Raw genomic sequence first — 24627 nt, forward strand, 5'->3', positions numbered from 1 at the left:
TTGAAATAATTGTTACGCTTAATGATACTAGGTAATTATGCCTAAAGTAAACGTAAAATGGTTACCTTTCATTGTGCAATATTATTACTTTTAATTAACCTTTTCACAAATATTTTTATAAAACTCCTCTAAAAAAGGCAAACTAATTTTATTGAATCTTATGGTATAATAGCAACATTATACAAAATTATTATTCGCAAAATACACGGAGTTATTAATGAAACCTATTATGAATATTATGGAAAAAATAAAGTCTGCCTTTATGGATTTTTCTATCCGGCGTAAAATGCTTTCAATATTTATGGCATTTATGCTTTTTTATATTGGAATCAGCATAATAATTTATATACAGATCATTAACAATGAAACCGTCAGCCAGGTAAAACAGCGCTCTCATGAAACCACCGAGCTTATCAGAAAAAATATTGACACATTGATAGGCAGTGCCAACAACGTATCAAAAATCCTTACAACAAATTCCCTTGTCAGGACTTATCTGCATACGCAGGACCCGGGGCTGGCTCTGACAAAAAGCGTTAATGAGTTTTTGACAAGTATTCATATCACCTCCCCGAATATCGATTCCATTTACGTTTATGATTTTCACGGCTCATCGCTGAAAACTACAAAATTTCTTACCGTTTCAACAGTGGAGGATGTACGGCTGGCGCCCTGGTTCAATGAGCTTAAGACTCTCAACGGAGGCTATAAAATAAGCATCAACGCCGATAATACACTCAAAACGACCTCCGGCAAGAACCTGGTATCTGTTATGAGGATATTGAATGATCTGGACAGTATAACTCCCATAGGTGTCCTGGTACTGAACATTTCAGAGGACAGCGTTTTCGACATTGTCAAGGAGACCACCAAAAGCGGCTCCTCCACTTTTATCCTCCTGGATAAAAACAACAGTCCGGTTATCAAGGATGATCCCGGTTATCCTGTTTACTTGAAGTATTCGCGTGACATGAAGGGCTCCGAAAGCATCGAGACGGTAAATAATCAAAAAAGCTATATCTACACGCTGGGTCTGGAGGACATAGGCTGGAGGATAATCAGTTTTTCCAGCCTGTCATTTACTTCACCCGAAATTAAAACCCTGAATGTCGTCTACATGGTTTTTATAGTTGTGACCCTCTTATTGTTTATTCTGGCGGCACTGTTTACTTCCGGGCTCATTACCGCGCCCATTCAAAAGCTGATCAAATCCATGCAGGGAGTTGCAAACGGCGTCTTCAAAAGGGTCAGCTATAACACGGGGAATGATGAGATAGGCGAATTGAAAAACAATTACAACCTGATGATAATGCACATTAACGATCTTATTATCAGGCTGGTGGATGAGGAAAAACAAAAGCGCCGTTTCGAACTGGATGTGCTCAACGAACAAATAAAACCGCATTTTCTGTATAATACTCTCGATAATATTGCCTTTCTGGCCCTGCAAAACAATAACAATACGCTGTACGAAGCCGTCAACGCTCTGGGAAGCTATTGCAGGATCAGTCTGAGCAAAGGTTCCGAGACCATCAGCCTGGCTGACGAAATAAGGCTTATCAGAAACTATCTGGCCCTCCAGAAGCTGCGGTACGGCGATATGATAAACGATGAATACAAGGTGGAGGATAACACTCTCAATATAAAAATTTTAAAAAACATTTTGCAGCCCCTGGTTGAGAATTCCATTTACCACGGCATCAGGCCCAGCGGTGAACCCGGCCTGATAACTGTATCCGCCAGCCTGGCTGCGGGTTACCTTTTCCTTTCAGTCCAAGATAACGGGCTTGGTATGGATGAGGACGAAATAAACTCCATATCCGATGAAAATCTGGCCAGAAATCAGTCAAGTTTTGGCCTCCGGGGAACGATACAGCGTCTTAAAATCCATTATGGAACAAATGATATATACAAGGTTGAGAGTAAAAAATATGAGGGTACAAAAATAATTTTGAAAATTCCTGTGGAGGTGGGCAGTCATGAATAACAGAGCTTTAAAAGTACTTATTGTGGACGATGAAAGCAACACCAGAAGTCTTGTACGTATGTCCATAGACTGGGAGGGGCTGGGCCTTCAGGCCATCGGCGATGCCACCAGCGGTCTTGAAGCACTGGATATTATAGACAGTGAATTACCCGACATAATAATTACAGACATCCAAATGCCGTACATGGACGGACTGGCCCTGAGCAAGGCTGTAAAGGAAATGCATCCGGATATGGCCATAGTCATACTAACTGCCCATGACGAGTTTTCATATGCACAAAGTGCTGTTTCAATAGGCGTTTCAGACTTCATACTAAAACCCATTGATAAGGCACTGCTCAATGAAACTCTTTCAAGGCTGGCCGGCAGGATTAATTCACACAGACTCAGGCTGGGTGAGCTGGAGCTGTCACACCAGTATTTCAAGAATAATATCGGTGTCTTTCAAAACAAAGTTTTAAATGATCTCATATCCCCCAACAGACCCGGCTTTACTTTTGAGCCGGGGGAATTCGAGATGGTTGAACTGGATTTTGATTCCGAATATAATACCTGCCAGATTGCACTTATTAATATTGCCATGGAAAAAAACAGATATTCCAACCTGGAAAGACAGGTTCTGCTCCAAAACTGCTGTTCCCACATTAAAAACAATTATTGTCCGTCGGGCAGGGCTTATGTTTTTACAGATGTAAACGGCAATATAGTCTTACTTGGCAATGACAGAAATATCTCTCTTAACGATATTTCCGAATATGCTGCGGCATATTTTAAGGAACAGCTTTCCACAGTTGTATACTGCGGAATAGGAAGAGCCGTAACAGGTATCGAAAATGTGCACATTTCTTACAATCAGGCTCTCAATGCCCTGAATACGTGTTATATCACCGGGGAGGAAATAACCTATGCCGACGTGCAGGTCACAGGGTATGAAAGCAAAATATTCAACAACAGTTCCTCCATCGAAAATATGAAGCTGGCCATCAAGTCCGGTATGACAGATCGGGCGGCACATTATACCAAAGAATTGCTTTATAACTATGCCAAGGAAAATATCAATGACCTGGACGGCGTAAAAATAACTGCCATAAACATCAGTACTTATATCAAGGAGCTGCTGAACGAGATGAAAATTTCATATATGGCCGACCTGTCGCTTTCAGGTGAGATGGTCCTGGGCATATTTAAATACGATAAATATTCAGACATAGAAAATGCCGTAACCGCCATGGTTCAAAAGGCCTGCGAGCTTATTAACGAAGCTCTGAGCAGTAAAAACAACTCCATGGTGTCCGAGATAAAAAATTATATTGATGAAAATTTCAGCAATTATGATCTGAATCTTAAGCTGGTTGCAGATAAATTTTATCTCAACTCAAGTTATTTAAGCAGAATTTTTAAAAAGGGTACAGGAGTGTCCTTCTCAGAATATCTTATAAAAATACGGATGGAAAAAGCCATTTCCCTGCTTAAAATTCAGGATTACAAGGCATATCAGCTGGCGCAGTTCGTGGGAATACCCGATCCGAACTATTTTGTAAAATGCTTTAAAAAAATTGTTGGAATTCCTTTTGCAGAATACAAATTGAAGAAATAGTCCCTTAAAGGTCAGGTCAGCAGGTATTTGAGCCTTTGAAAATTGAATAACTTTTTAATTTTTGGGCCATGTTAATACATATTGATTGCACATGTATCGATTACATATGTATTAATTGCATATGCATTGATTACCTAGACATTGATTACACAGGTTAAGAGGGATTTATAAAATGAATGATGAACAGCTTCTGGAATGCCCAAACTGTAAAGGCCATAATTTTCTAATAAAGTACGAAGCAACCTATGTCTACTCGTACAACATAGACTCTGATGCTCCCGGCTTTAAAAATACAGGGGAATTTCTTCCTTTTATGTTTGATAAAAGAGAGCAGAAAGACGCCCATCAGTACCTTGAGTGCAAAACGTGCGGTAACCAGTATCCCTGCTATCTCAACGAGTGGGACAACAAAACAGGAATCCTGAAACTTCAAAAAGCTGTCGGCCAGCCTACAAAAAATATTGGATAAATTACCAATTAGTAGAGGAATTTGTATTATAATGTAGAACTCATAATTAAGTGTTCAAATTTATTTTGAAGGAGACGCTATTATGGGTATATATAATCTTCTTTGTAATGTACTTGTATTAAAGAATCCTAAAGAGCTGTACAAAAAGTATTCCAAAGAAATAAATGAACAGATTCTCAGGCTTAACATTGTCAGGATTGTAAATATAATATGGGTTCTATTATTCGCAAACAGTATTCTGGTCCTGACCGATATTCTGATTTTCAGAGGCAAATTGGCTGAGTCTGCCTATAAGAACGTGTTCTACCTGCATTTAAGCCTGTATCCCATCCTATTATTCTATCTTGCTTTATATCATATAAAAATAAAAAACCTGAATAACTATAAATATATTAACCTGTCCATAAATATTGTCATGATCATTTGGTCTGAATTGATGTCCTTCAATGCCCAATTCATACACAGCCAGATTTCGGCCTATCTGTTAACCCTGTTCTGCATGTCCGCCCTGCTCATTATGCCTCCTGCCCAAAGCCTTGTTCTATTCCCGTCCGCTTTCATATCCCTGTTAATCGGCATGTTGATTACAGGTATCCCTGAAACGATACTTTACGGACATATAACCAATTCTTTCTTTATGGTTATAATTTCTTTATTTATTTCCATCATAAGTTATTGGACATTTTGCGGACATGTCATAAACCAGCAGATTATTGCAGATAAAAATAAGGAAATTGACGCTCTTAACGAAGAACTTATCAGGAAGGTTCAGTCGCAAACCGACGAACTTGTTAAAATGAACTCAACACTTGAGCTTGAAAAACTCAGGATATCTTTATTTGCAAATATTTCTCATGAATTCAAGACCCCTATTAACGTTATATTATCTGCCGAGCAGCTGCTGGAGTATAAACTCAAGGATGACCAGTCCCCCATTTCCGCTTCCTGCATGAAAAAATACATGTCCTCAATAAAGCAGAACTGCTACAGACTAATTCGTCTTGTAACAAACATCATAGATATAAATACCATTGACTGCGGAAATATGAATCTGCAGCTTGACAACCAGGATATTGTCAAAGCCACCGAAGATATTGTCCTGTCTGTCGCAGGCCTCATTAAAAATAAGAATATTTCTCTGATATTCGATACCGAGATGGAAGAAAAAGTGATTGCAATTGATTTGGATAAAATAGAAAGAGTTATTTTGAATCTGCTTTCAAATGCCATGAAATTTACTTCTCCCGGAGGGTACATCACCGTAAATATGTTCGAGCAGGATAATTATGTAGTAATATCGGTAAAAGATACGGGGATAGGGATACCTGAGGAGCTGCAATCTGCTATTTTTGACAGGCTGGTGCAGGTGGACAGATCCTTTACCAAGAGTTCAGAGGGAAGCGGTATAGGTTTGTCAATTTCTAAATCAATTATTGATATGCATAAGGGTATGATATACGTAAACAGCCGGGTTGGGGAGGGAAGTGAATTTATTGTGGAACTCCCCTCCTATACAATTGAGGGGGCAAAAGCAGAAGTAGCTGCCGTAGATGAACTGGGCAGAATTGAAAAAGTGAAAATCGAGTTCTCTGATATTTATTTATAAAAATCACAATTTTACGTTTATAGTCCTTAACCGGCTACCTTGACATAATAATACTGCAATATACAATCATACTAACAGTCTGTATTTTTGGTGAGGTGATAAAATTTGGCACGTAATAAGTATCCAGAGATAACTGTAAACCGTATCCTTGATACAGCAATGAAATTATTCATGACAAAAGGGTATGAACATACAACGGTTCAAGACATTATCAATGAATTGGGCAATTTAAGCAAAGGTGCAATTTATCATCATTTTAAATCCAAAGAAGATATAATGGGTGCTATAAATGCCCGCATGTTAAATGATTTCGAGTCGTTATCCGTGAGTTTTCACGGGTGTTATGAAGAAAATGCTAACAAAATAATATTTTCAGGATATTTGTTAGCATAGTTTTGCATCGCCCAATTAAAACCGGCTTTTTGAATATCGTACTGTAACAACGAGAACCCTCTTTTTCGTTTCTTCAACACGGAAAGCAACAGTAAAATTATCCACGAAAAGCTGGCGGTATCCCTTATTGGCATAAGCGCCTGTTTTTCTTAGCGCTCCGCGCTGTGGTATACTTTCCAGACTGAAAATAGATTCTCCCAATGACTCCACCAGCTTTACAGCGATGCCGGATTCCATTGGCGTTTCAGCAATATAGGTATATATACCATCCAAATCGCGATATGCACGAGGCAGTAACTTTACTGAATATTTATTTTCCAAATTGTTTCCTCTTTAAGCTCGATAGAGCTTCTCTTGCATCTATAAGCTGGTCATCGGAAGTATACTCGGCTTCAGCCTCCGCGATAGCCGTGTCGAGTTCACGGTCTTCCAGCATAGAATCAAAGGTTTCGATGCTCATAATAACTAAATCACCATAGCCGTTCTTCGTTATGAATATCGGCTCCTTCTTTGCGTGGCACAAATCGGAGATCTCATTGGTGTTTCTTAAATCAGTTATCGGTCTGATTTGGGGCATGATTTACGCCTCCTCTCATGTACATTATTATAGCATTATTATATACATTTTTACAAGAATTTAGTCAATTTAAGCTGTTTTACTCTTAAGGAGGATGAACCGTAACCTGTCCTATAAGAAAGACACTTTCCAATACGCTGGACCGGAAGGATCACTCCCTCGGAAAAGTAGTGTTGAAGATAAAGGAAGACAATCCTAATGGAAAAGCCCAAATCGTATAAATAGATTGAAATTTGCCAATCTTTCCTTTTTCTAAAATAATAACTACTCAAAATTGCAAAATCAATCCGCCATCATAAAATCTGCCCATTCATACGGATAGGCTTTATAATGCTCTCGCCAATAATATATTCGCTCAATATATTGTTGCTTACGCTCCTCGACAACCCTTTTGCATTCCGGTACACCATATTTCCTGATTATAGCTGTTAAATCATAGATTGGAAATCCGATAGCATGTCCATTCGCATGAACTACTCCGCAAGCTTGCCCAATGGCATGGCACAAAGCTATATCTTCAAGAGAGTCGATTTCCTTTGCCACTGCGTGAGCCTGCAAAATCGCGCGCTTGGCCACGGGCATTTTCACTTTACCAGCAGCCCAATCTTTTGATGTCAGCACAGCGGATTCAAGTCGCTTTTCGTTCGGATAACGCTCAAACAACTTTTGAACGGTTTCATCGGCAAATTCAAATGCCCACAAGACCATTGTCCGATGATTTTGTTCTTGAATCAATGCGGTTAAATCAGCTAAAAATTCGCTATTTTTAGCAAAAAGAACCTTATTTTTTCTGTTAACTCTATTTTGCACTTCGTTAATCCAATTCATATTTTCTCCTCTGACAGATAAATTCCCATTATATGATACTTCCAATTATATGATTGCACATTAACTATGAGAAAACTTTTTCAACCTATCCTCCACTATAATTCCTTTTTCCTGCTCAGCGAGTAGGATATCGAGAGAGAAATAGCCAGGAAAACAAGTCCCACGCCGACACAGCATAATATTAATAGATACTGATGAGCAGAGAAAAATTGTACTGCTTTGCTCATATCAGTTAAAAAGCCCGGCTGTTTGGAGAGAAGTATCAGCAGAAAGAATAGAATAAACATCGGAGCCATCGTAAAGATATAGACTTTGGAAAAAGAAAATCGTGTGAAAATCGGGTAGGATATGCCCACCGCAAAACAATAGTACGCAAATGAAAATCCCAAAACGGCAAGGAACGGTAATGTTTCCATTGTAATATTCAAAGCGCGGTATAGAATCATGGCGGCAATCGCCATAATAGCCGTACAGCAGATTCCCAAAATCAAAGCATATAGATAACGTGCCAGCACACGTTCTAATTTTTTAAGCGGCAGTACGCCATAGAGCTTGTCAAGGTTGTTTTTCTCGTTTATCTGAAATATTGTGCTGCCTAACGCTGTAGCAAACATCATCGCTATCACCGTAATAACTGACGGCTGCTTTGTCACCGCGCCAATAAAAATAACGGCGATTACAGCTATGGCAAATGTGGGTAAGGAACTTTTTGCGGTGTACAGGTCCAGTTTTACGGCATTGTATACTCTATTCATTTCGATCCCCCCCCTTTGCTGATACGCACAAGAATTTCATCAATCGTCGGCGTTTCCGTCACAAGCCGGTCTGACAACATTTCCGACTTTGACGACAAAAGCAGTCCGCTGAAGCCGGCAGCATTTGACGACAGTCCGATTAGCTGCGACTTCAGGGCATCCGTCAGGTCGTCGGCGCCGCCCTTCACAATGAGGAAATACGCCTCCAAGTCGTCTTTTGTGCCGGTAAAGAACACCTTACCGTTGTCAATCAACGTGATGTAATCTGCGACTTTCTCCAAATCTGATGTGATGTGCGTCGAGAAGAACACACTTTTTTCTCCATCGGATATATACTCGCGCAAGATGTCAAGTAACTCGTCGCGTGCCACCGGGTCAAGACCGCTTGTCGGCTCGTCTAATATGAGCAGTTTAGCGTTATGTGACATCGCCACCGCGAGCATCAGTTTCAATTTCATACCTCGCGACAAGTCCTTGACCTTTTTATCGGGAGACAGCTTGAACTTTTTCATATAAGCGGCAAACTGCCCGCTGTCCCATTTGCTGTAAAAGCCCTTTACAATTTTTTCAATTTCGCGGATACGCCACACGTCCACAAAGAAGATTTCGTCAAAAACAGCCGCCAATTCCTGTTTTGCTGTCAGCTCGTCCTCTATGTTGTCCGAGCCGTAAATTTTGACTTCGCCTCCCGTTCGGTTAGCCATATTCAGGATAAGCCGTATTGTCGTTGTTTTCCCAGCACCGTTCTGCCCGACAAACCCCATAATGTATCCGGCGGGCAGTGTGAACGAAATGGAATCCAGCGAGAAGTCATTATAAGTTTTACAGAGGTTCCTGACCTCCAAAGCATTATTCATATTGATTTCCCTCCATAGTAAATTCAAGCAGCTCATGCAGCTCCTCATGCGAGATTTTGGCGATTTTAGCCGCCTTAATCGCAATACTGAATCCACTCTCAATTTTACGGAGCATTTGCTCTCTTACAAGTTCGCTGTCTACCGAAGATACAAAACAGCCTTTGCCTTGCACATTGTAAATATAACCCTCCTGCTCCAACTCAGAGTACGCCCTTGTTGTAGTGACGACGCTCACTTTCAAGTCGGTGGCAAGCTGACGTATTGAAGGCAGCATATAATCGGCATGAAGCTCTCCGCTTAAAATCTCCTCTTTAATCTGCTCCTTGATTTGCTCGTAAATCGGAACACCTGATGAGTTCCTGATTATAACTCTCAATCGTAAAATCACCACCTCACTGCAACTGAATATGCCGTATTTACTGTACTTGTTTGATAATAACACTTAATGTTCTATACGTCAAGTTATATCTGCTATAATAGAAAAATGGTTAAAACCATAACCTGTGCAACAGAATGAAATATACTTTCTAAAAGATATGTGATAAAAATATAAATATAAAGGAGAGGTAAATGATGAATAAAATGCCGCCAATAGAAAAAATACACGAAGCCTATAGTGCCATTGCAGACAATCGTGTGATAATAAGCACTGATTCAGCCAAAGTGATATCTTCAAACCATGGGAAAGAATATACAGTTACCTGGAAAGATGGTATATATACTTCAAATGATAATGCATCCTATTGGGGCGGTTATGCTGGATACCCGATGATAGCCGTGTTGATGCTACAAGGCAAATTAAAACTAGACCGCTCTATAGCTGAATATTTTAAAGGGGTTAATTGGACAGAGCTTAATGCCAAGCATAAGGCAAAATATGCAAAAGCTGTGTCTGAAATTATGGATGAGTTAAAAGCCAGGGGAATTGATTGTGATGCAATTAATAAGAACGTAAATGAAGTATATACGCAGATAGAATTACTGGATATTTCTTGTAAGCGGAGTTCTGTAAAGCCACCAAGATCAGGCTCAGGAAAAGAGTATTAGATATTATAAAGCCTATATTTATAAATAACACCACTAATCATTAGATTTATAAAAATTAACAGCTAAAAGGGATAACCATTACGAGAAGAGCAATAATGTATTATCCCAATATTGAAATTCCGGATGTCGGACAATTCATAGGAACTAATGGCACATATCAAAGCGAGGTTCATCTCTGCTACGAAGAATAGGATATGAAACCATGAAGTGTTTGAAAACAACAAAGGATGTGCATGATTCGGTTTATCAATTTATGATTAGGAAAGAAACAGAAGGTAAGCCCAAGTAGGAACAAAGAAATTAATAGAAGCAATGCAGGGATAAAAAAGAGGAAACTCTTTTTTATTGAAAAATTATAATGAAAAAAGCCCGCAAACGCACTAAAATTTTATGTATAAAACGCTGAAAAGCCTGATAAATCAGGCTTTTCAGACAAATTGTGGCGGAGAGGGCGGGATTCGAACCCGCGTGACGTTTCCGTCAAACTGATTTCGAGTCAGCCCCGTTATGACCTCTTCGATACCTCTCCAAAATCAGCTAAAGCCGTTTACTTGTTTATATTGTATGTCAACTAACTTCAGCATATATATTCTACACGGAAAACCACGGTGTTTCAAGTTTTTTATTTTTCCATATTCTTTCAGTAGGAAAGTTATAGCTCCATTCCATCATACAATTTCTGAGTAAATCCCATTGAAATGCCGTAAATTACGATATCCAGCAAAATCGAGACTGCAAAAAAGGCTGAGACATTATTTAATACAGCAATATCAGGAATTTTTTGTAGATTTTCCGGACTGACACCTTTAGCTATAACCCCGACCAGAAACATTCCTATAAAAGGGATGAAAGTAATAAATCTGCCTTTAATGGCACCAAACTTGAAAAACCCCGGCAGTTGTATCGCCGTAAAAAGTGTATACAGCATCAATCCCACGCTTACTGCTATTACCATATCCTGATATGAAAATGATTTTTTTGTAAATGTCAGAATTACAACATTCATTACCACTCCGAATAAGACGGCAATAACTCCTGTAAGTGCTGAGAACATATATCTGCCTGTCACAATATCTCTCTTGGTCACGGGCAGTAATCCATAAAGCCTGTTGAGATCATTTTTCTCAGCTATGGAAAAGGTGTAGCTTGAAGTCATTGCCATAATACTCATACAAAATATAACTCCTGAAATTATATCCTGTGTTCCGAATATTACAATCAACGGAACCAGAAAAACTATCAGCAGTGATTTGGAATATGGTTTGATTAACGAAATATCAAGCTTTATCATTTTTATAACATTATTCATTATTACTGCCTCCCTTGCTGGTAAAAATAATAATATCGTCTATTGAAACAGGTTCACAGCTCATGTTACTAAAGCTCTTGATATCACTGGTCCTAATCAATCCTTCAAAGCCCGTTGAATACTTCCTTATACCCATAAGCATTCTTTCCTGTTCTCTGCCGAGGTCATTTTTGCCCCCTTTGACCATCCTGAAACCGTCTATAAAATCATCCTTTGACCCGGTGAAAAATAAATTACCATTATTTATAAATGTAATATAGTCGGCAATCTTATCCAAATCAGAGGTTATATGGGTAGAGAACAGAACACTTCTTTTACCGTCCTGTATAAATTCAGATAAAATATCAAGAAATTCATCTCTGGCCACAGGATCCAGCCCACTGGTAGGTTCATCAAGAATCAGCAATCTGGCATCGTGGGACAACGCGCAGGCCACCATTAATTTCATCTGCATTCCCCGGGAAAGTTCTTTAACCTTTTTATTTTTATCCAGACCAAAGTTTTTAATCATATTATGAAACTTTTTACTGTCCCAGGTTGAATAAAAAATACCAATGGATTTTTCCACCTGCTTAACAGTCCAGTCCTGTACAAAATAACTGGAATCGAATACGGCTCCTATGTTTTCCTTTATCCTGCCCTGGTCGTCAATACTGTCCATACCAAGGATTTTTATACTTCCGCCTGACTTTTTTATCATATTAAGCATAAGTTTTATGGTTGTAGTCTTGCCCGCCCCATTTGGCCCTATGAGCCCCATGATATACCCTTCAGGCAATGAAAGGCTTATATTGTTCAGGGTAAATTTATTATATTTTTTACAAAGGCCCTCTATTTCTATAACATTACTCATTTTCATCCTCCTCCATAAGTATTCCAAGCATTTTTACAAGTTCTTCCTCTGATACGCCCGCCCTTCTTGCTGATCTAATCGCCGAAACCAGATTATCCTCTATTTCTCTCAGCAGCTGTTCGCGGATCAGTTCAGAGCCCCTTCCCATAACGTAGCAGCCCTTTCCCTGAACATTTGTCACATATCCCTCCTGCTCCAACTCGGTATATGCTCTGGTCGTGGTAAGAACGCTTATTTTCAGATCTCTGGCCAGCTGGCGCAAGGAGGGCAGAAGCTCATTCTCTTCTATTTCCCCCGAAAGAATGGAACTTTTAATCTGCTCTTTTATCTGTTCATAAATGGGTATACCCGAGGTATTTGAAATAATAATTTTCACTTATATCCTCCGTTCGGATGTATATACTGTTATATATGTTACATATACAGTATATACATCAATGACAGCACTGTCAATAAAAAGCCGTAAAAAAGCCTGCATGCTTGCAGGCCCATAACAGCAGGTGTTTTGAATATTAATTTTTTTATTACTTCAGCAAATGCTTTAAATATCAGCCGCTCCTTACTTGGTCACCTTTTGTTTCAATTCTTTCAGAGCTTCCTTCAAATGGCCCAGCTGAGCGTTATACCTGACGCTGCGCATTCCAGGAAAAGCTTTGATTAACCTGTGTCCGCTGCCTCTTTTGGCAGTTAGGGCTTCAAACTTTTCCCTCAGCTTTTTATTAAATTCCAGTTTACTCTCCTCAAACTTGTGATTAAAGCCTGTTTTACTTTCTTCGATTATCTGATTTAAACTTGCCTTACTTTCCTCCAATTTATTATTAAGATTTGTTCTGCCTATTTCTATCTTTTGATTTATACCGGCCTTGCCTTCTTCTATGATGATTTTCAGCTTTTCAAAGCTTTTCAGGAATTCCCGCTCATTGAACCATTCCTGAATATCGGTATTTTTACGGAGTTCTTCTGTGAATTCATATAGCTTCCTGAGCCGCTCATTAAGATTTACCAGCGTATTAAGCGTAAAGATGCTGTCCACGATAAAAACTACAAATAATAAAATGTCTATAATCATCAAATAGAAATAGGGTATGTTCCCAACCAGCTTTTCGGTTATTGGATGAATGACCTCTATAAGCAGGACGCCCATCATTCCAAAACAAATGGAATTCTCCAGACATACCCGGCCTTGCAGGTTAAACCTCTTATTACTGTAATCCCACCATCTTGTTCCGAAAAAAGTCTCAAGCAGCCAGCCTGTTGTATACTCAATAATGCTTGTAATTGCCATACCGGTTATAAAAACGAACGGCAGACTAAAGGCCACAGGTTCCAGAAGCCATATAATAAAAAGAGCTCCGAATCCGTACACAGGACACACAGGCCCCGCCAGGAAACCTCTGTTTACAATTCTTTTTGATAAAAAGGAACAGAATACAACCTCACAAAACCATCCAATAAAGCTGTAAATGGTAAAATAAACAAACAATTTTTCCACTTCCTGCAATCGGATTCCCCCCTGTCAACATCCCTCAGCTATTTATATAAATTATACGAAATTTTTTGATTAAAGTTTATAGGTTAATGAAGAAAAATGTATTAATTTGTAATATTAAGGTCTGAAATAAGTCTGAAAAATGGTGACCGATGATATCATGAAGAACTCGTGGAATCTATACCCTTAAATGTATTGTATCGGAAAAAATGCATAAAACCTGTATATACAACTTTACCAGCTATAGCCCAGCATTTTTATGGATATTTCATCTGAAATTTCATTCCAAATGCAATAGGTTTATAGTAAAATAATTCTATATTATGTCATAATTTAATATATAAAATAATAAAAGGTGGTAAAATGGATCTTCAAATTCCAATTATAAATATGGTTTTATCCCTCTCAGGCGCAATTGATTTAATTGACCGCAGCTTGACCAATCACCACAAGAGAGTCACATATATTGCATTCAGTATAGCAAAGCAACTGAATTTTTCAGACCGGGAGCTGAAAGATATCGTTTTGGCAAGCCTGCTGCATGACTGCGGTGCTGTAAATGTGTCAGAAAGAAACTCCTTATTCGAATTTGATTACGGAAATTCGTCAATACAGAGACATTCCCATGGCTATAAGGGATGGTTTATTCTCAGTGATTCTGAAGAATTGAAGGCTGCTGCCGAAATAATCAAATTCCATCATGTTTTTTGGGAAGAACAGGACGAAGGATATCTTCATACTGATGAAATACCTATAGCCAGTCATGTCCTCCACCTGGCAGACAGAATTGATATACTTATCAATAGAAATAAGGAAATCCTTGATCAGAGAAAATTCATCCTCAATCAGGTTGAAAGATGTAAAGGTACAATGTTTATGCCGGAAGTTGTGGAGGCATTTGAAGCTCTTGCCCCCAAGCCATATTTTTGGTTTGATATTGTCAACCCCTATATTGATGAACTGATCAAGAATGAAATGTCCTCCTACCTGGTAACCCTGAACAACAAGAATTTGTTGGAGTTTGCCAATGTAGCACACAGGATAATCGACTTCAGAAGCAAATTTACTGCCACCCATTCAATCGGAGTTGCAACCAGTGCCAGCAGTCTGGCTTCAAAGCTGGGCTTCAGCAAAGAAGACTGTGAGCTTATGCATTGTGCAGGCCTGATGCATGATCTTGGAAAACTGGCCATATCTGAAAGGATTCTGGAGAAACCGGGGCCTCTTGACAAGCATGAGTATAATATTATTAAAACCCATACATACCATACATACAGAATTATAGATTCCATACCCGGCCTTGGCAAAGTCCGCAACTGGGCGGCCTTTCACCATGAAAAGCTGGATGGTTCCGGATATCCCTTCAGACTGAAAGCCGATGAGCTTGATTTGGGTTCAAGAATACTGGCCATAAGTGATATGTTTACAGCATTGACCGAAGAGAGACCCTATCGACGTGCACTATCCGTCAATGCCGCCATTGATATCATAATGAATACAAAAGGTCTGGATCCGGATGTAAAGGATTGCCTGTATAAAAATCTTGAGGAAATAAACGAGATACGAAGGGTTTCACAGGAAAATATCTTTCTTAGCTGCCATGAAGTATTGAATAGTCAATATGATTTTGCATATTCTCAATTAAAGTTATCCGGACAAATTAAGTAATTCTTTTTACATAACACACATTGCTTTAACAGCCAATCGGAAAAGGATAAAAAAACAGCCGGCCATCCAGCCGGCTAAATTTATTGTTAAGGGTATTTCATAACTATATTGTATACCTGATCAGGTTTAATTACACTGTCAATACATGCGTCAGGAGGAATGTTATACCTGTATATGATTATTGGCAGTTTATTGTTGACAAGTACCATGGTGTAATGTAAAATATAAAAGCGGCTTAAGGCCGAATTGAATATTTTATGTGGAGAGATGGCTGAGCTGGTCTAAGGCGCACGACTGGAAATCGTGTGAGGTTTAACCGCCTCCGAGAGTTCGAATCTCTCTCTCTCCGCCAAAATCAAGGGCTTTCAGGATTTGACTCTGGAAGCCACTTTTGCGTTTATAGGTCATTTTCTTACACTAGGTTTATACTTAAACCGTTTTTAATTAAAAAGCTTGATTTTGCCTAAAGTCCTTCTTTGTAATATCGTTAAAATTTGGACATTATCCTAAACCTTCAGCCGTTCCTTTAATGCATCTTGTAAGACCTGAGAGAAGTTGATGTGATTTTTTTCTGCCTCAGCATTTAACCAACTGGGCAGTGTAACATTTTTTCTGACAGTACGCATATCATATGCACGTCGATATGCTGCAAAATCAATATCAACAAGAGTTACAATATCATTTTCTTTATGTTCAATTTGCTCCAATGATATCGTTGCCGGTTCCGGTATGCTCCGGCCGCAGTCCTCTTCTGTAATTCCCCATAGACCAATAGCATCACGCGCCATGTCTATTGCATCTGCGATGTCACTCCCCTCCGTATTTATTTGTAAATCAGGTGAGTACGCTACATAACCACGTTCCGCCGGAGTTAATATAATTGGATATACTTTTTTCATACTATCAATCCTCCATTCCAGGCACTTAGATGTACTTATTATTTAAGTCCATGTCGCTTGATTATTGCTTTTGCAAGTAGTTAGTTTACTTCTGCATGTCTCGGAATTGGTTCACTTACTTTCCCATTCGTATATATGTCGTGATTAGCGCCGCCGCGGAGTTTCCACCATCCGTTATTCTCTAACTTTTTTATTAAGTCTCTCCGTTTCATGCTTTATCACCCCAACATGATGTTTATACCAATTATTATACGTATTAAATGCGTATAAATCAATAATGATTGAAATATTTTTTATAATGTCCATCTCCCTAAAAACGCTATTAGCAATTTATTATTCATTCAAATATAGTGTTACCTTTTGGTCTATTGTTTTTGCGGTTTGCTCAGCAGATGCTTTGCCTATTGAATAATCTTCCAATGTCTCTCCCACAATTTTCCTAACCTCAATATCCATATCTTTTTCTGGTTTTGCCTTTTCAACTAACGAATTCATCTTTTCAGCAAGTTTCTTTGGTAATTCCTTTGCCGGATATTCGCTGCCAAAGCCAGAACTATTGTTGGATAAATAGCTATTGATATCTTCATTATAAGCTTGTTTATTAATTGGCAGCAATAAATTTAAGTTATAACTACCATAGCTGTCGGATGTTTTTTGCAAATCCCTGGATAGAATTATCTTTATGAATTTAAATGCAGCATCTTTACTCTTGCAAAAAGAATTTATACCTATACAATCTCCAATTCTTGCATAACAGTCTCCATTATTTGTTAATGGGATTATATCCATATCATCTCCGATTACTCCATTATATATGGAATTATAAGTCCACAATTGCCATGGAGATTCATTTGAAAAATCATATGCCATAATCAGCTTATCCTCTTTAGTCATATCAATATATGAGTTATACTTGGCACAAGTATCATATGTGGCAATGGAAGGATATATCTCCTTATATATTTTAAGAAGATCGATAAATTTCTTTGTGTTAAAATAGGTTTTTCGATTTTTAATATCAATGAAATTGTCTCCGGAGATTTGCATCATAGTTAGAAATCCAAAGTTACACCAAAATAAACTCTTATTTTTATTATCGTTATTTTTTATAAAATCTTGAGCCAGCTTATGTAAGCTATCAAGTGTCAAACCAGATTGTTCAATAGCAATATTGTTCTTTTTTAATGTTAAATCAGTTGTCCTGAAATATGGTATGGAAAATTCCAGTGGTATGTAAAATCTTTTGTTATCATAAATACCACAATCAAAAATATCTTCATAGTAGTCACTTCTGTTAAATTCATTATCCTTACTTATTAGTTCATTTAAGTCGGTAAAAATACCACTCCCGGCAACCTTATACAGCGATTTAAATGTATTGGAACCAAAGATAATTATATCCGGTCCTGCACCGGCCATCAGCTCTGTGCTTAGCTTGGTATTCATTTCCGAATACTGTTCATTCCCGAATACAGTCTCGGTAAATTCAATTCCCGGATAAAGTTCCCTGCATTTTCTTAGTGCATTTTTTGTCCTGCTGTTATAATCCATGTAAATTATACTAAGCTGGGCTTTTATGCTATTGTTTGTGTCAATAGCTTCACTTTGATTCTTGGAAACAGCGGCCACTGTTTCCTTAAAATAGTTCTCTGCTATTTCTTGCAAAGACTTTGCTATATTATCATCATTATCATTTTTAGATACACGCTCACGTATTTCTGTATCAATCAAGTCAAAAAGTCTGACATCCTCAATTTTACAAAAATCAAGCCTCTCCAAATATCCATCCACTTGTGGTAAAAGTGTTTTAATTGAGTTATTGGCCTTTTCCTCTATGCATCTATCCTTTTCCTGTTCATATGCACTTTTACTTATTGGAAGCCCGTTTAAAAAATTATTCGCTTGATAATCCTTTGACAATAGTGTGCTGATAAATTCGTACGCTTCTTTTTTATGAGTACATTTCGAATTTATGGCACCGAATAAAGTAACTTTGGGAGAAATCTTGTTTTCTACAGTACATGCAGTATAAATTTTGGGCTGTATCCCGGTATTAAGTGAAGAATAATTATAACGCAAATTCCGGGGTGAAGTAATTGCACTATTCAGGAAGATTGCATCTTTATTTCTAAGAATTGCAGATATATCACCGTCTTTTATTTTTTCATAGAACACCTTATCTGGTATAACAGATTTATTTATTGTTTTATATAGCTTTATAGTCTCTTTAACTGCTGCCGTATCAAGCTTTGCCGCTTTGTTTTCTAAATCAATTATATTGTTGCCAAGCCCTCTTATTAACGAGCTGGGCTCAAGATTTGACAGTATATATTGGCTTTCTTTTTGATTCTTTTTCTGATATTCAGAGCATATTTGAGAAATATCCTCCCAGCTGACATCACTATCCAAGCCAGTTATTCCTTTTTCATCAAGAATACTCCTGGTTGTAAACAAAGCATCTATAGTATAGCTCAAGGGAATAAGATATCTTTTCCCCTTGTATATGCCGTAATTCATAATCTCATTATAAATATCGTCCTTGTTTATGTTTTTATCATTATTATATAAGTCATCCAACTCACCAAAAGAACTATTATCTATGTACTTTGACAGCATTGGAATCCTAACAGGAGATGTTACTACTATATCTGAACCACTATCCGATAATAGGCTGGCTTGGATATCCTCAGAGTATTTTTCATATTGATCACTATAATATACCTTTTCTTCTATGGTGATTTTTTTATGATCTGAATTAAACTTTCTTATTACATTCCTAAGAAAGGTATCATTTTCCATCACATAAATTGTTAATTTTACATTTCCATCTTTTGTATTTACATTTGAAAAACAAGCTGTGTTTACTGTCAATCCTATTACTATGATTAAAACCAAAAAAGTTTTTAAAGCTTTCAAACCAACCCCACCTTTTTCTTAGCTTTTATGATATGGATATTATATAGTAAATCCTCCCAACCATTTTGATATCAATAATTTATTTACTATTTATTTACACATTGTTCATGAAATTGAATTTCTTCATTATTATGTTTAATTATTAATTGATTAGCTATTATCTCAACTAAACCATTTAGTGTGGAAAACTTTCCTTTTGAAATATCTTCTTCTGGTATTATAATGTTAAATTCTTTTTTATATCAAAATAAAGATATAATAAATCTCTTGATGCCAGTTCAAAATCTTCACCCAAAAGATTTTTGCAAAAGTATTCCTTTCCCAATTCATTAAAATCAATATCAAACCTAGATTTAAAAATTCTAAATAGACCTGCTTCTACTTGATTTGTCAATAAATTATCCATATTTCTAATCCCCCCAATATATACCTGCATCTTATTTATACAATTTCTACATTGCTGTATTCATTTAGCTTCTCAATTGCGATATTTGCCATTTTCTCAGCATCATCTTCATTTAAAATATTTAATACAGTATTCTTGCACTGACTATAAGTTTTGTTTTTTTCACTAATAGACTTAGAATCTATTGAAATATGGGATGATATTTGTTCTTCAAATGCCCGAGTCCAATCAAACTGTGTATTAGCAATGTTGAATACGTCTACATAAAATCCCAGTTTATACTTAAGCGAATTGCTAAAAATTTCGAAAGCATCAACTTTATAGTCTTCATAAAGTAAACTAAATATCACAAAATCCGGTATAACTGCTTGAGAAATTTCATAGGCAAACATACCAAATTTATTAGTAAATTGTCTATTATAAGGCATTATACCTCCAGGTATACCGATAATTATAATATCCGGTGCTTCAACTTTTTCAATTTTCCTTACGAATCTATTAAACATCAATACTTTATTGACTTCTGAAATGTTACTATCATACATAAAGGAAGGAAAAGAATGAAATCCGAGCATCTCACAATAGGCCCTTGTTCCTACCTGGCTTATTTTATAGCCTAACCTTTGAATTTTTTCTCTTAATGCAAGTTGTATTTCAAACTTGTTTGTTCTTTCACCCATGCCAACTACGAAAATAACAGAAGTATTGATTTCTTCTATACTTTCATTTTCAATACTTATCATGCCGTCTAATAGATTTTGGCTTCCACCATGATAAGCGAAATTTACTCCTTCATAGTTGCAAATATACTCCAATTCCTTAATTATTTCGCTTTCTAATTCTAATAAACATACTATATTTTTTTTTGATCTTATTGCCATTTTGATTTTGCTAAACATAATATTTTTAAAGTCAATTGGAAAATACGAATCAATAAACATTACTGTATCACATAAATCCAATGACTTTTCAAAATCCGATGATATCGTTATTCCAATATCAGGACCACGATCAACAACACCTGCATCTTTCCCTGTAAACCCCCAGCCGTTAGGTGCTACCAGACAAGATATTTCATATTTTTTCTGTAAAGATTTGTGTCTCAAAATGGGACTAAATTGTAAATTATATGGATATATTAAAAGTTTCTCGTTCGCAACCATTATATGATCTCCTCCGTATTATATTTGCCAATCTGCTGAATCAATGTCTTTAAACAAATCCAATTCATCACCAAATTCCCTTAATGTACAAATATCTTTTAATAAATTCTCAACATAGTTTCTTACTGAAATACAATGCGATACCTTTTTTTCCATAGACAAATTACTATTTTCATCTGCTGCTGCCGCACAAAGACTGCAAAATCTAAGAGCCCAACAGTTTATACACTTTTTTTCACTTATTCTTCCAATGTTTAGTAAAGTTTTTATTTTATCAACATCAAATCCTGTATCGACATTTCCTATTTGCATTTGTGAGGATGTTTCACTAACCCTTTCACATGGATACAGATTACCATTAACATCCATAAATAATCTTTGTACTCCAGGTGTACATGGGCCCCCATGATGAACTCTATCGGGTATCTCCTTCGTTAATTCCAATCTATTATACCTATCTATCATTTGACCATAGTACCTCCAAACTAATTTAGAAGTATATTTTTTATTTAAACAACCAACCTTGGATAAAAATAATTTAAAATACTCATACCTGAGCTTACTAATATAGGTATCTGAATATTCTATATCCTCTTTTTTATAATAATCGGCTATTTGTGATGATATGAGATTAGACTGTTTAATTTCTTGAAAGTCAGCAAAAAAATCATTAACGCAGCTAAAATCATTTTCCGGATCTAATACTGCATTAAATGTAACTCTTTTATCTAAATAGTAAGGAAATTTTTCCTTTATCATATCTATGTTATCCATTACCTTCTCAAAGGTTCCTTTATCCTCGTTACAATATACTCTATTTTTATTATGAACTTCTGCCGGTCCATCAAGACTAATTAATAAATTTACGTTATGCTTACATAGATAAGCAATCATTTCTTCAGTTATAAGTGTCGCATTTGTAGTCAATGTTGTATGAATCTCTTTTCCTTCACCCTTTTCCTCATAGTACTTTATACATTCCTTTATAAAGTCAAATTCAATTAACGGCTCTCCACCATAAAATGCCAGAAAGATTCTTTCATTATCCTTTGAGTTTTCGATAAGAAAATCAATTCCTTTTTTAGCTGTTTCAAAGCTCATTTTAACATTCTCATGTCCTCTATTTTCATAGTTTCCAGAGTATACACAATATTTGCATCTAAGATTACATTGGCGAGTTATTTGAAGTGTAATCATTTTGACTTTATTATTAAGGTGATATATCAACGTATCACTTATGGGATTATACATTTCCTTTGGTCTCTTGGAAGATAAAAAACCAAGATCACGCAAGTAATTAACTGAATCGATAGTGTGATTACTATATCCCGAATTATCTTGATTTCCTGATAAATTATTTTTAATAACCTCAAATTGTTCTTTTTGTAAACTAAGAATTGTATTTTTATTTATATCATATAAATAATACCCTCCCGGGGTGGTAAATAAGTGTATAAATGAATCCTCCACTAACCGTTTCCTCCTCATCCGAATTAAGGATAACCGGAATATAATAAAAACTATATTCCGGTTATAGCTATTTAATTATATGCTACTGCGTAATTCCTGGTATTAATTGATCCTGTGCTTGTAGATCCAATAGTTGCTGAACCTGTGGTAGCAATAGCTGAAGTATTTCCTCCACAGGTTGTCGGGTTACAAGTACACGAACAAGAGCTGCATTCACATATCATAATGCAATTGTACGCCTCAATAGTCTCTTTCATTTCATGCATTTTTTTACCTAACTTTTTCATTTTTTCACCCCCTCACTCTTGCAGTTTAGGTATGAAACTCGCGACTTCCCTTACCTTTTATTACTACTTTTGCACCTAAATATGTATCCATGGAATATAGGAGCAAAACTTTTTTAACAATTATAAAAAATTATATGACTTTCTTCTCTTCCACAAGGAAATGCTTATAAAACTCACAATTACTCTTTAGATCATACAGGCTCTTATATTCTGTGATACTCCCGTAATCTACCATCCAAATCTTATCAACCTTTGACAGGATATCAGTCTTATGACTTATCACTATAACTGTGTTATCTTCAAAAGCAGTGGTCAGCATTTGGTTAACGTATGCCTCCGATTCCATATCATAATTTGCCGTAGCTTCATCAAGTATCAGTATTTTTGACTTCCTCGCAAACGCTCTGGCCATTGCTATCTTCTGTCTTTGCCCTCCAGACAGCTTCGCACCGTTTCTGCCCACCTCACTTTTATATTTTAAGGGCATGTCCTTTATAAAATCGTATGCACCGCTCTTAACTGCGGCATTATTTATTATTGAAGCATCTGCACTTGAACCAATTGATATATTTTCTTCAATTGTCGCATTAAAAAGGTATAAATCCTGACTCACTACAGAAAACAAATTTCTGTAGTCTTTGAGATTAATATCATCTATATCCATTCCATCAATCATTATTTTCCCTTCCTGTGGTTTATAAAATCTCAAAAGAAGATTTATGAGCGTACTTTTTCCAGATCCGTTTGCTCCAATAATTGCAACTTTTTCCCCACGACTTATACTAAAGCTAATATTATTTAAAACCTTTTCTCCATCCTTATATGAAAAGCTTACCTTCTCGAATTTGATGCATCCAGGTATCTCTCTACCAGTTAGTCTTACAAGACTTTTCTTATCTCCATCAGCCTCTGTTTCCATATCAAGAAATTCAAAAAAGCGTTTTGCGGAAGGAATTATGTTTGAAAAATTATAGCCTATATTCAATATTGAAGAAATCGGTCCTATAACATAAGTGCTATATGTCAAAAATGCAAATAGGCCTCCGATAGTCAGTCCATTTCTAAATGCAATGTATGCCCCAAGAATATACATAGCACAATTAATTCCCTGGAACACAATAATTTCTGAGTATTCATTAAATTTATCTAAAAAAGCCATCTTTATATTCATTTTTACTATATTTCTTTGCTTTTTGATAAATTCTCCTGTTTTTATCCTCTCAATTCCCCAAAGCTTGATTTCTTTTATCCCGCTTATTGCATCGCCATACCACGATGCATATTCACGGTTATATTCCATAAATTTATTAAACATCGTTTTCCTTTTTTTTGCTAAGAACTTCACTGTAAAATATCTTATTGGGACAACAAATAACACAATCAGTGTCAATCTCCAGTCGATTATTAGAAGCCCGATTAATCCACCAATAATTCTAAATATTTGCGATAATATAATAAATGTACCTTTATCACAAATCCTGGATATATTCCCAACGTCCATTCCAACATTGCTCATAATTTCAGAAAAATTTGTATTATTAAAATATTGAAGCTTGAGTTTTTGAAGATGCTTAAAAGCCATTTTTGTGAGAGAATATTGAAAGATAGAATTAACATATGAATAATATTTCGTTTCAAACAACCCGATAGCCTGTTCCAGCAAAACAATGGAAAAAGTAATTATTGAAAATTTAACTACTACAGCTAAATTTTTTACAAGTAGACCATTATCCATAATCTGTTTGCTAAGCAGCGGCAAAATCATATTGATTCCAGCCGAAGCAATTATACAAACAAATATTATACTGATTTTCTTGAAATAAGGTTTTAACAGCTTAAATATTCTTATGATTAAGTCTTTATTTTCTTTAGCTTTCATCACATTAGCACCAACTTATCATATGCTTTTTTACATATTATGTAATATTTGTTAAATCTTAACCAATTATATGACAAAGTTCTACTAATGTCAAACCATTTTTTGCTTTATTGTGTATTTAATTACAATTTACCTATATTCTACATCCAGAAAGCTTTTTCACCCTTAGCAA

General features: G+C 36.5%; 23 protein-coding genes, 2 tRNA genes and 1 pseudogene. 8 read left to right on the plus strand and 18 right to left on the minus strand.

All coding sequences use genetic code 11. From position 1 onward, the window contains the following. The first annotated feature begins 217 nt into the window (after positions 1-217). The 5 genes and pseudogenes from CTER_RS11290 to CTER_RS11310 all read left to right on the plus strand — a co-directional run. Positions 218-1987, plus strand: a complete 1770-nt coding sequence (locus CTER_RS11290; RefSeq protein ID WP_004625566.1) for a cache domain-containing sensor histidine kinase — start codon at positions 218-220, stop codon at positions 1985-1987. Further along, complete coding sequence (locus CTER_RS11295) at positions 1980-3584, plus strand: response regulator (RefSeq protein ID WP_004625486.1); 1605 nt, start codon at positions 1980-1982, stop codon at positions 3582-3584. The genes CTER_RS11290 and CTER_RS11295 overlap by 8 nt, the downstream gene beginning before the upstream one ends. 172 nt (positions 3585-3756) lie before the next feature. Then, complete coding sequence (locus CTER_RS11300) at positions 3757-4053, plus strand: hypothetical protein (RefSeq protein ID WP_004625524.1); 297 nt, start codon at positions 3757-3759, stop codon at positions 4051-4053. 82 nt (positions 4054-4135) lie between these two features. Then, complete coding sequence (locus CTER_RS26975) at positions 4136-5659, plus strand: sensor histidine kinase (RefSeq protein WP_004625661.1); 1524 nt, start codon at positions 4136-4138, stop codon at positions 5657-5659. A 105-nt stretch (positions 5660-5764) separates the two neighbouring features. Continuing rightward, positions 5765-5959 (plus strand): annotated as a pseudogene (locus CTER_RS11310) (TetR/AcrR family transcriptional regulator); the annotation flags it as partial. 108 nt (positions 5960-6067) lie between these two features. Here the strand turns inward: CTER_RS11310 and CTER_RS11315 are convergent. The 6 genes from CTER_RS11315 to CTER_RS11340 form a co-directional block, all read right to left on the minus strand. Next, a complete protein-coding gene (locus CTER_RS11315; protein WP_004625563.1) occupies positions 6068-6373 on the minus strand; it encodes a type II toxin-antitoxin system RelE/ParE family toxin in 306 nt (101 codons plus the stop codon). Further along, positions 6363-6629, minus strand: a complete 267-nt coding sequence (locus tag CTER_RS11320) for a type II toxin-antitoxin system Phd/YefM family antitoxin (RefSeq protein ID WP_004625610.1) — start codon at positions 6627-6629, stop codon at positions 6363-6365. The genes CTER_RS11315 and CTER_RS11320 overlap by 11 nt, the downstream gene beginning before the upstream one ends. Before the next feature lie 282 nt (positions 6630-6911). Then, positions 6912-7457, minus strand: a complete 546-nt coding sequence (locus tag CTER_RS11325) for a putative immunity protein (protein WP_004625544.1) — start codon at positions 7455-7457, stop codon at positions 6912-6914. A 95-nt stretch (positions 7458-7552) separates the two neighbouring features. Continuing rightward, the gene (locus CTER_RS11330; RefSeq protein WP_004625483.1) at positions 7553-8212 is read right to left on the minus strand and encodes an ABC-2 transporter permease; all 660 of its coding nucleotides are present in this window, start codon (positions 8210-8212) and stop codon (positions 7553-7555) included. Then, entirely contained in the window at positions 8209-9069 is an 861-nt protein-coding gene (locus CTER_RS11335; protein ID WP_004625607.1) for an ABC transporter ATP-binding protein, read from the minus strand. Before CTER_RS11335 ends, CTER_RS11330 begins: the two co-directional genes overlap by 4 nt. Further along, the gene (locus CTER_RS11340) at positions 9062-9445 is read right to left on the minus strand and encodes a GntR family transcriptional regulator (protein WP_004625492.1); all 384 of its coding nucleotides are present in this window, start codon (positions 9443-9445) and stop codon (positions 9062-9064) included. The genes CTER_RS11335 and CTER_RS11340 overlap by 8 nt, the downstream gene beginning before the upstream one ends. A 194-nt stretch (positions 9446-9639) precedes the next feature. On the opposite strand from CTER_RS11340, the gene CTER_RS11345 reads away from it, so the two are divergent. Then, the gene (locus CTER_RS11345) at positions 9640-10116 is read left to right on the plus strand and encodes a hypothetical protein (RefSeq protein WP_004625612.1); all 477 of its coding nucleotides are present in this window, start codon (positions 9640-9642) and stop codon (positions 10114-10116) included. A gap of 440 nt (positions 10117-10556) precedes the next feature. On the opposite strand, the gene CTER_RS11350 is transcribed toward CTER_RS11345, so the two are convergent. The 5 genes from CTER_RS11350 to CTER_RS11370 all read right to left on the minus strand — a co-directional run bounded on the left by CTER_RS11350 (position 10557) and on the right by CTER_RS11370 (position 13770). Next, a tRNA-Ser gene (locus tag CTER_RS11350) sits at positions 10557-10645 on the minus strand. A gap of 123 nt (positions 10646-10768) precedes the next feature. Beyond that, complete coding sequence (locus tag CTER_RS11355; protein WP_004625651.1) at positions 10769-11425, minus strand: ABC-2 transporter permease; 657 nt, start codon at positions 11423-11425, stop codon at positions 10769-10771. Beyond that, positions 11418-12278, minus strand: a complete 861-nt coding sequence (locus CTER_RS11360; protein ID WP_004625581.1) for an ABC transporter ATP-binding protein — start codon at positions 12276-12278, stop codon at positions 11418-11420. The genes CTER_RS11355 and CTER_RS11360 overlap by 8 nt, the downstream gene beginning before the upstream one ends. Continuing rightward, positions 12271-12654 (minus strand): GntR family transcriptional regulator, encoded by a 384-nt coding sequence (locus CTER_RS11365; RefSeq protein WP_004625643.1) that lies wholly within the window; start codon positions 12652-12654, stop codon positions 12271-12273. The genes CTER_RS11360 and CTER_RS11365 overlap by 8 nt, the downstream gene beginning before the upstream one ends. Positions 12655-12837: 183 nt before the next feature. Next, the gene (locus CTER_RS11370; RefSeq protein ID WP_242834974.1) at positions 12838-13770 is read right to left on the minus strand and encodes a putative ABC transporter permease; all 933 of its coding nucleotides are present in this window, start codon (positions 13768-13770) and stop codon (positions 12838-12840) included. A 360-nt stretch (positions 13771-14130) separates the two neighbouring features. Between CTER_RS11370 and CTER_RS11375 the strand changes: the two genes are divergently transcribed. Together CTER_RS11375 and CTER_RS11385 are read left to right on the plus strand one after the other, a co-directional pair. After that, on the plus strand, positions 14131-15435 hold the full coding sequence (locus tag CTER_RS11375) for an HD-GYP domain-containing protein (RefSeq protein ID WP_004625496.1): 1305 nt from the start codon (positions 14131-14133) through the stop codon (positions 15433-15435). Between the two features lie 261 nt (positions 15436-15696). Continuing rightward, positions 15697-15787 (plus strand) — tRNA-Ser (locus tag CTER_RS11385). A 154-nt stretch (positions 15788-15941) separates the two neighbouring features. Here CTER_RS11385 and CTER_RS11390 read toward each other — a convergent pair. The 7 genes from CTER_RS11390 to CTER_RS11420 all read right to left on the minus strand — a co-directional run bounded on the left by CTER_RS11390 (position 15942) and on the right by CTER_RS11420 (position 24455). Continuing rightward, positions 15942-16334, minus strand: a complete 393-nt coding sequence (locus tag CTER_RS11390) for a type II toxin-antitoxin system HicB family antitoxin (protein WP_004625549.1) — start codon at positions 16332-16334, stop codon at positions 15942-15944. Positions 16335-16667: 333 nt separating this feature from the next. After that, positions 16668-19250 (minus strand): ABC transporter substrate-binding protein, encoded by a 2583-nt coding sequence (locus CTER_RS11400; RefSeq protein ID WP_004625638.1) that lies wholly within the window; start codon positions 19248-19250, stop codon positions 16668-16670. A 217-nt stretch (positions 19251-19467) separates the two neighbouring features. Further along, positions 19468-19656 carry a hypothetical protein gene (locus CTER_RS28815; RefSeq protein WP_004625583.1) on the minus strand — a complete coding sequence of 63 codons (189 nt, stop codon included), beginning with the start codon at positions 19654-19656 and terminating at the stop codon, positions 19468-19470. A 35-nt stretch (positions 19657-19691) separates the two neighbouring features. Beyond that, positions 19692-20819: a TIGR04066 family peptide maturation system protein gene (locus CTER_RS11410; RefSeq protein ID WP_004625650.1), complete on the minus strand. Its 1128-nt coding sequence runs from the start codon at positions 20817-20819 to the stop codon at positions 19692-19694. Positions 20820-20837: 18 nt separating this feature from the next. Beyond that, complete coding sequence (ccpM, locus tag CTER_RS11415) at positions 20838-22289, minus strand: Cys-rich peptide radical SAM maturase CcpM (protein WP_004625528.1); 1452 nt, start codon at positions 22287-22289, stop codon at positions 20838-20840. Positions 22290-22360: 71 nt separating this feature from the next. After that, the gene (locus CTER_RS27995) at positions 22361-22576 is read right to left on the minus strand and encodes a CLI_3235 family bacteriocin precursor (RefSeq protein ID WP_004625656.1); all 216 of its coding nucleotides are present in this window, start codon (positions 22574-22576) and stop codon (positions 22361-22363) included. 130 nt (positions 22577-22706) lie between these two features. Next, positions 22707-24455: an ABC transporter ATP-binding protein gene (locus CTER_RS11420; RefSeq protein ID WP_004625555.1), complete on the minus strand. Its 1749-nt coding sequence runs from the start codon at positions 24453-24455 to the stop codon at positions 22707-22709. Positions 24456-24627 lie beyond the last annotated feature (172 nt).

The organism is Ruminiclostridium cellobioparum subsp. termitidis CT1112, assembly GCF_000350485.1.
GTDB lineage: Bacteria > Bacillota > Clostridia > Acetivibrionales > DSM-1351 > Ruminiclostridium > Ruminiclostridium termitidis.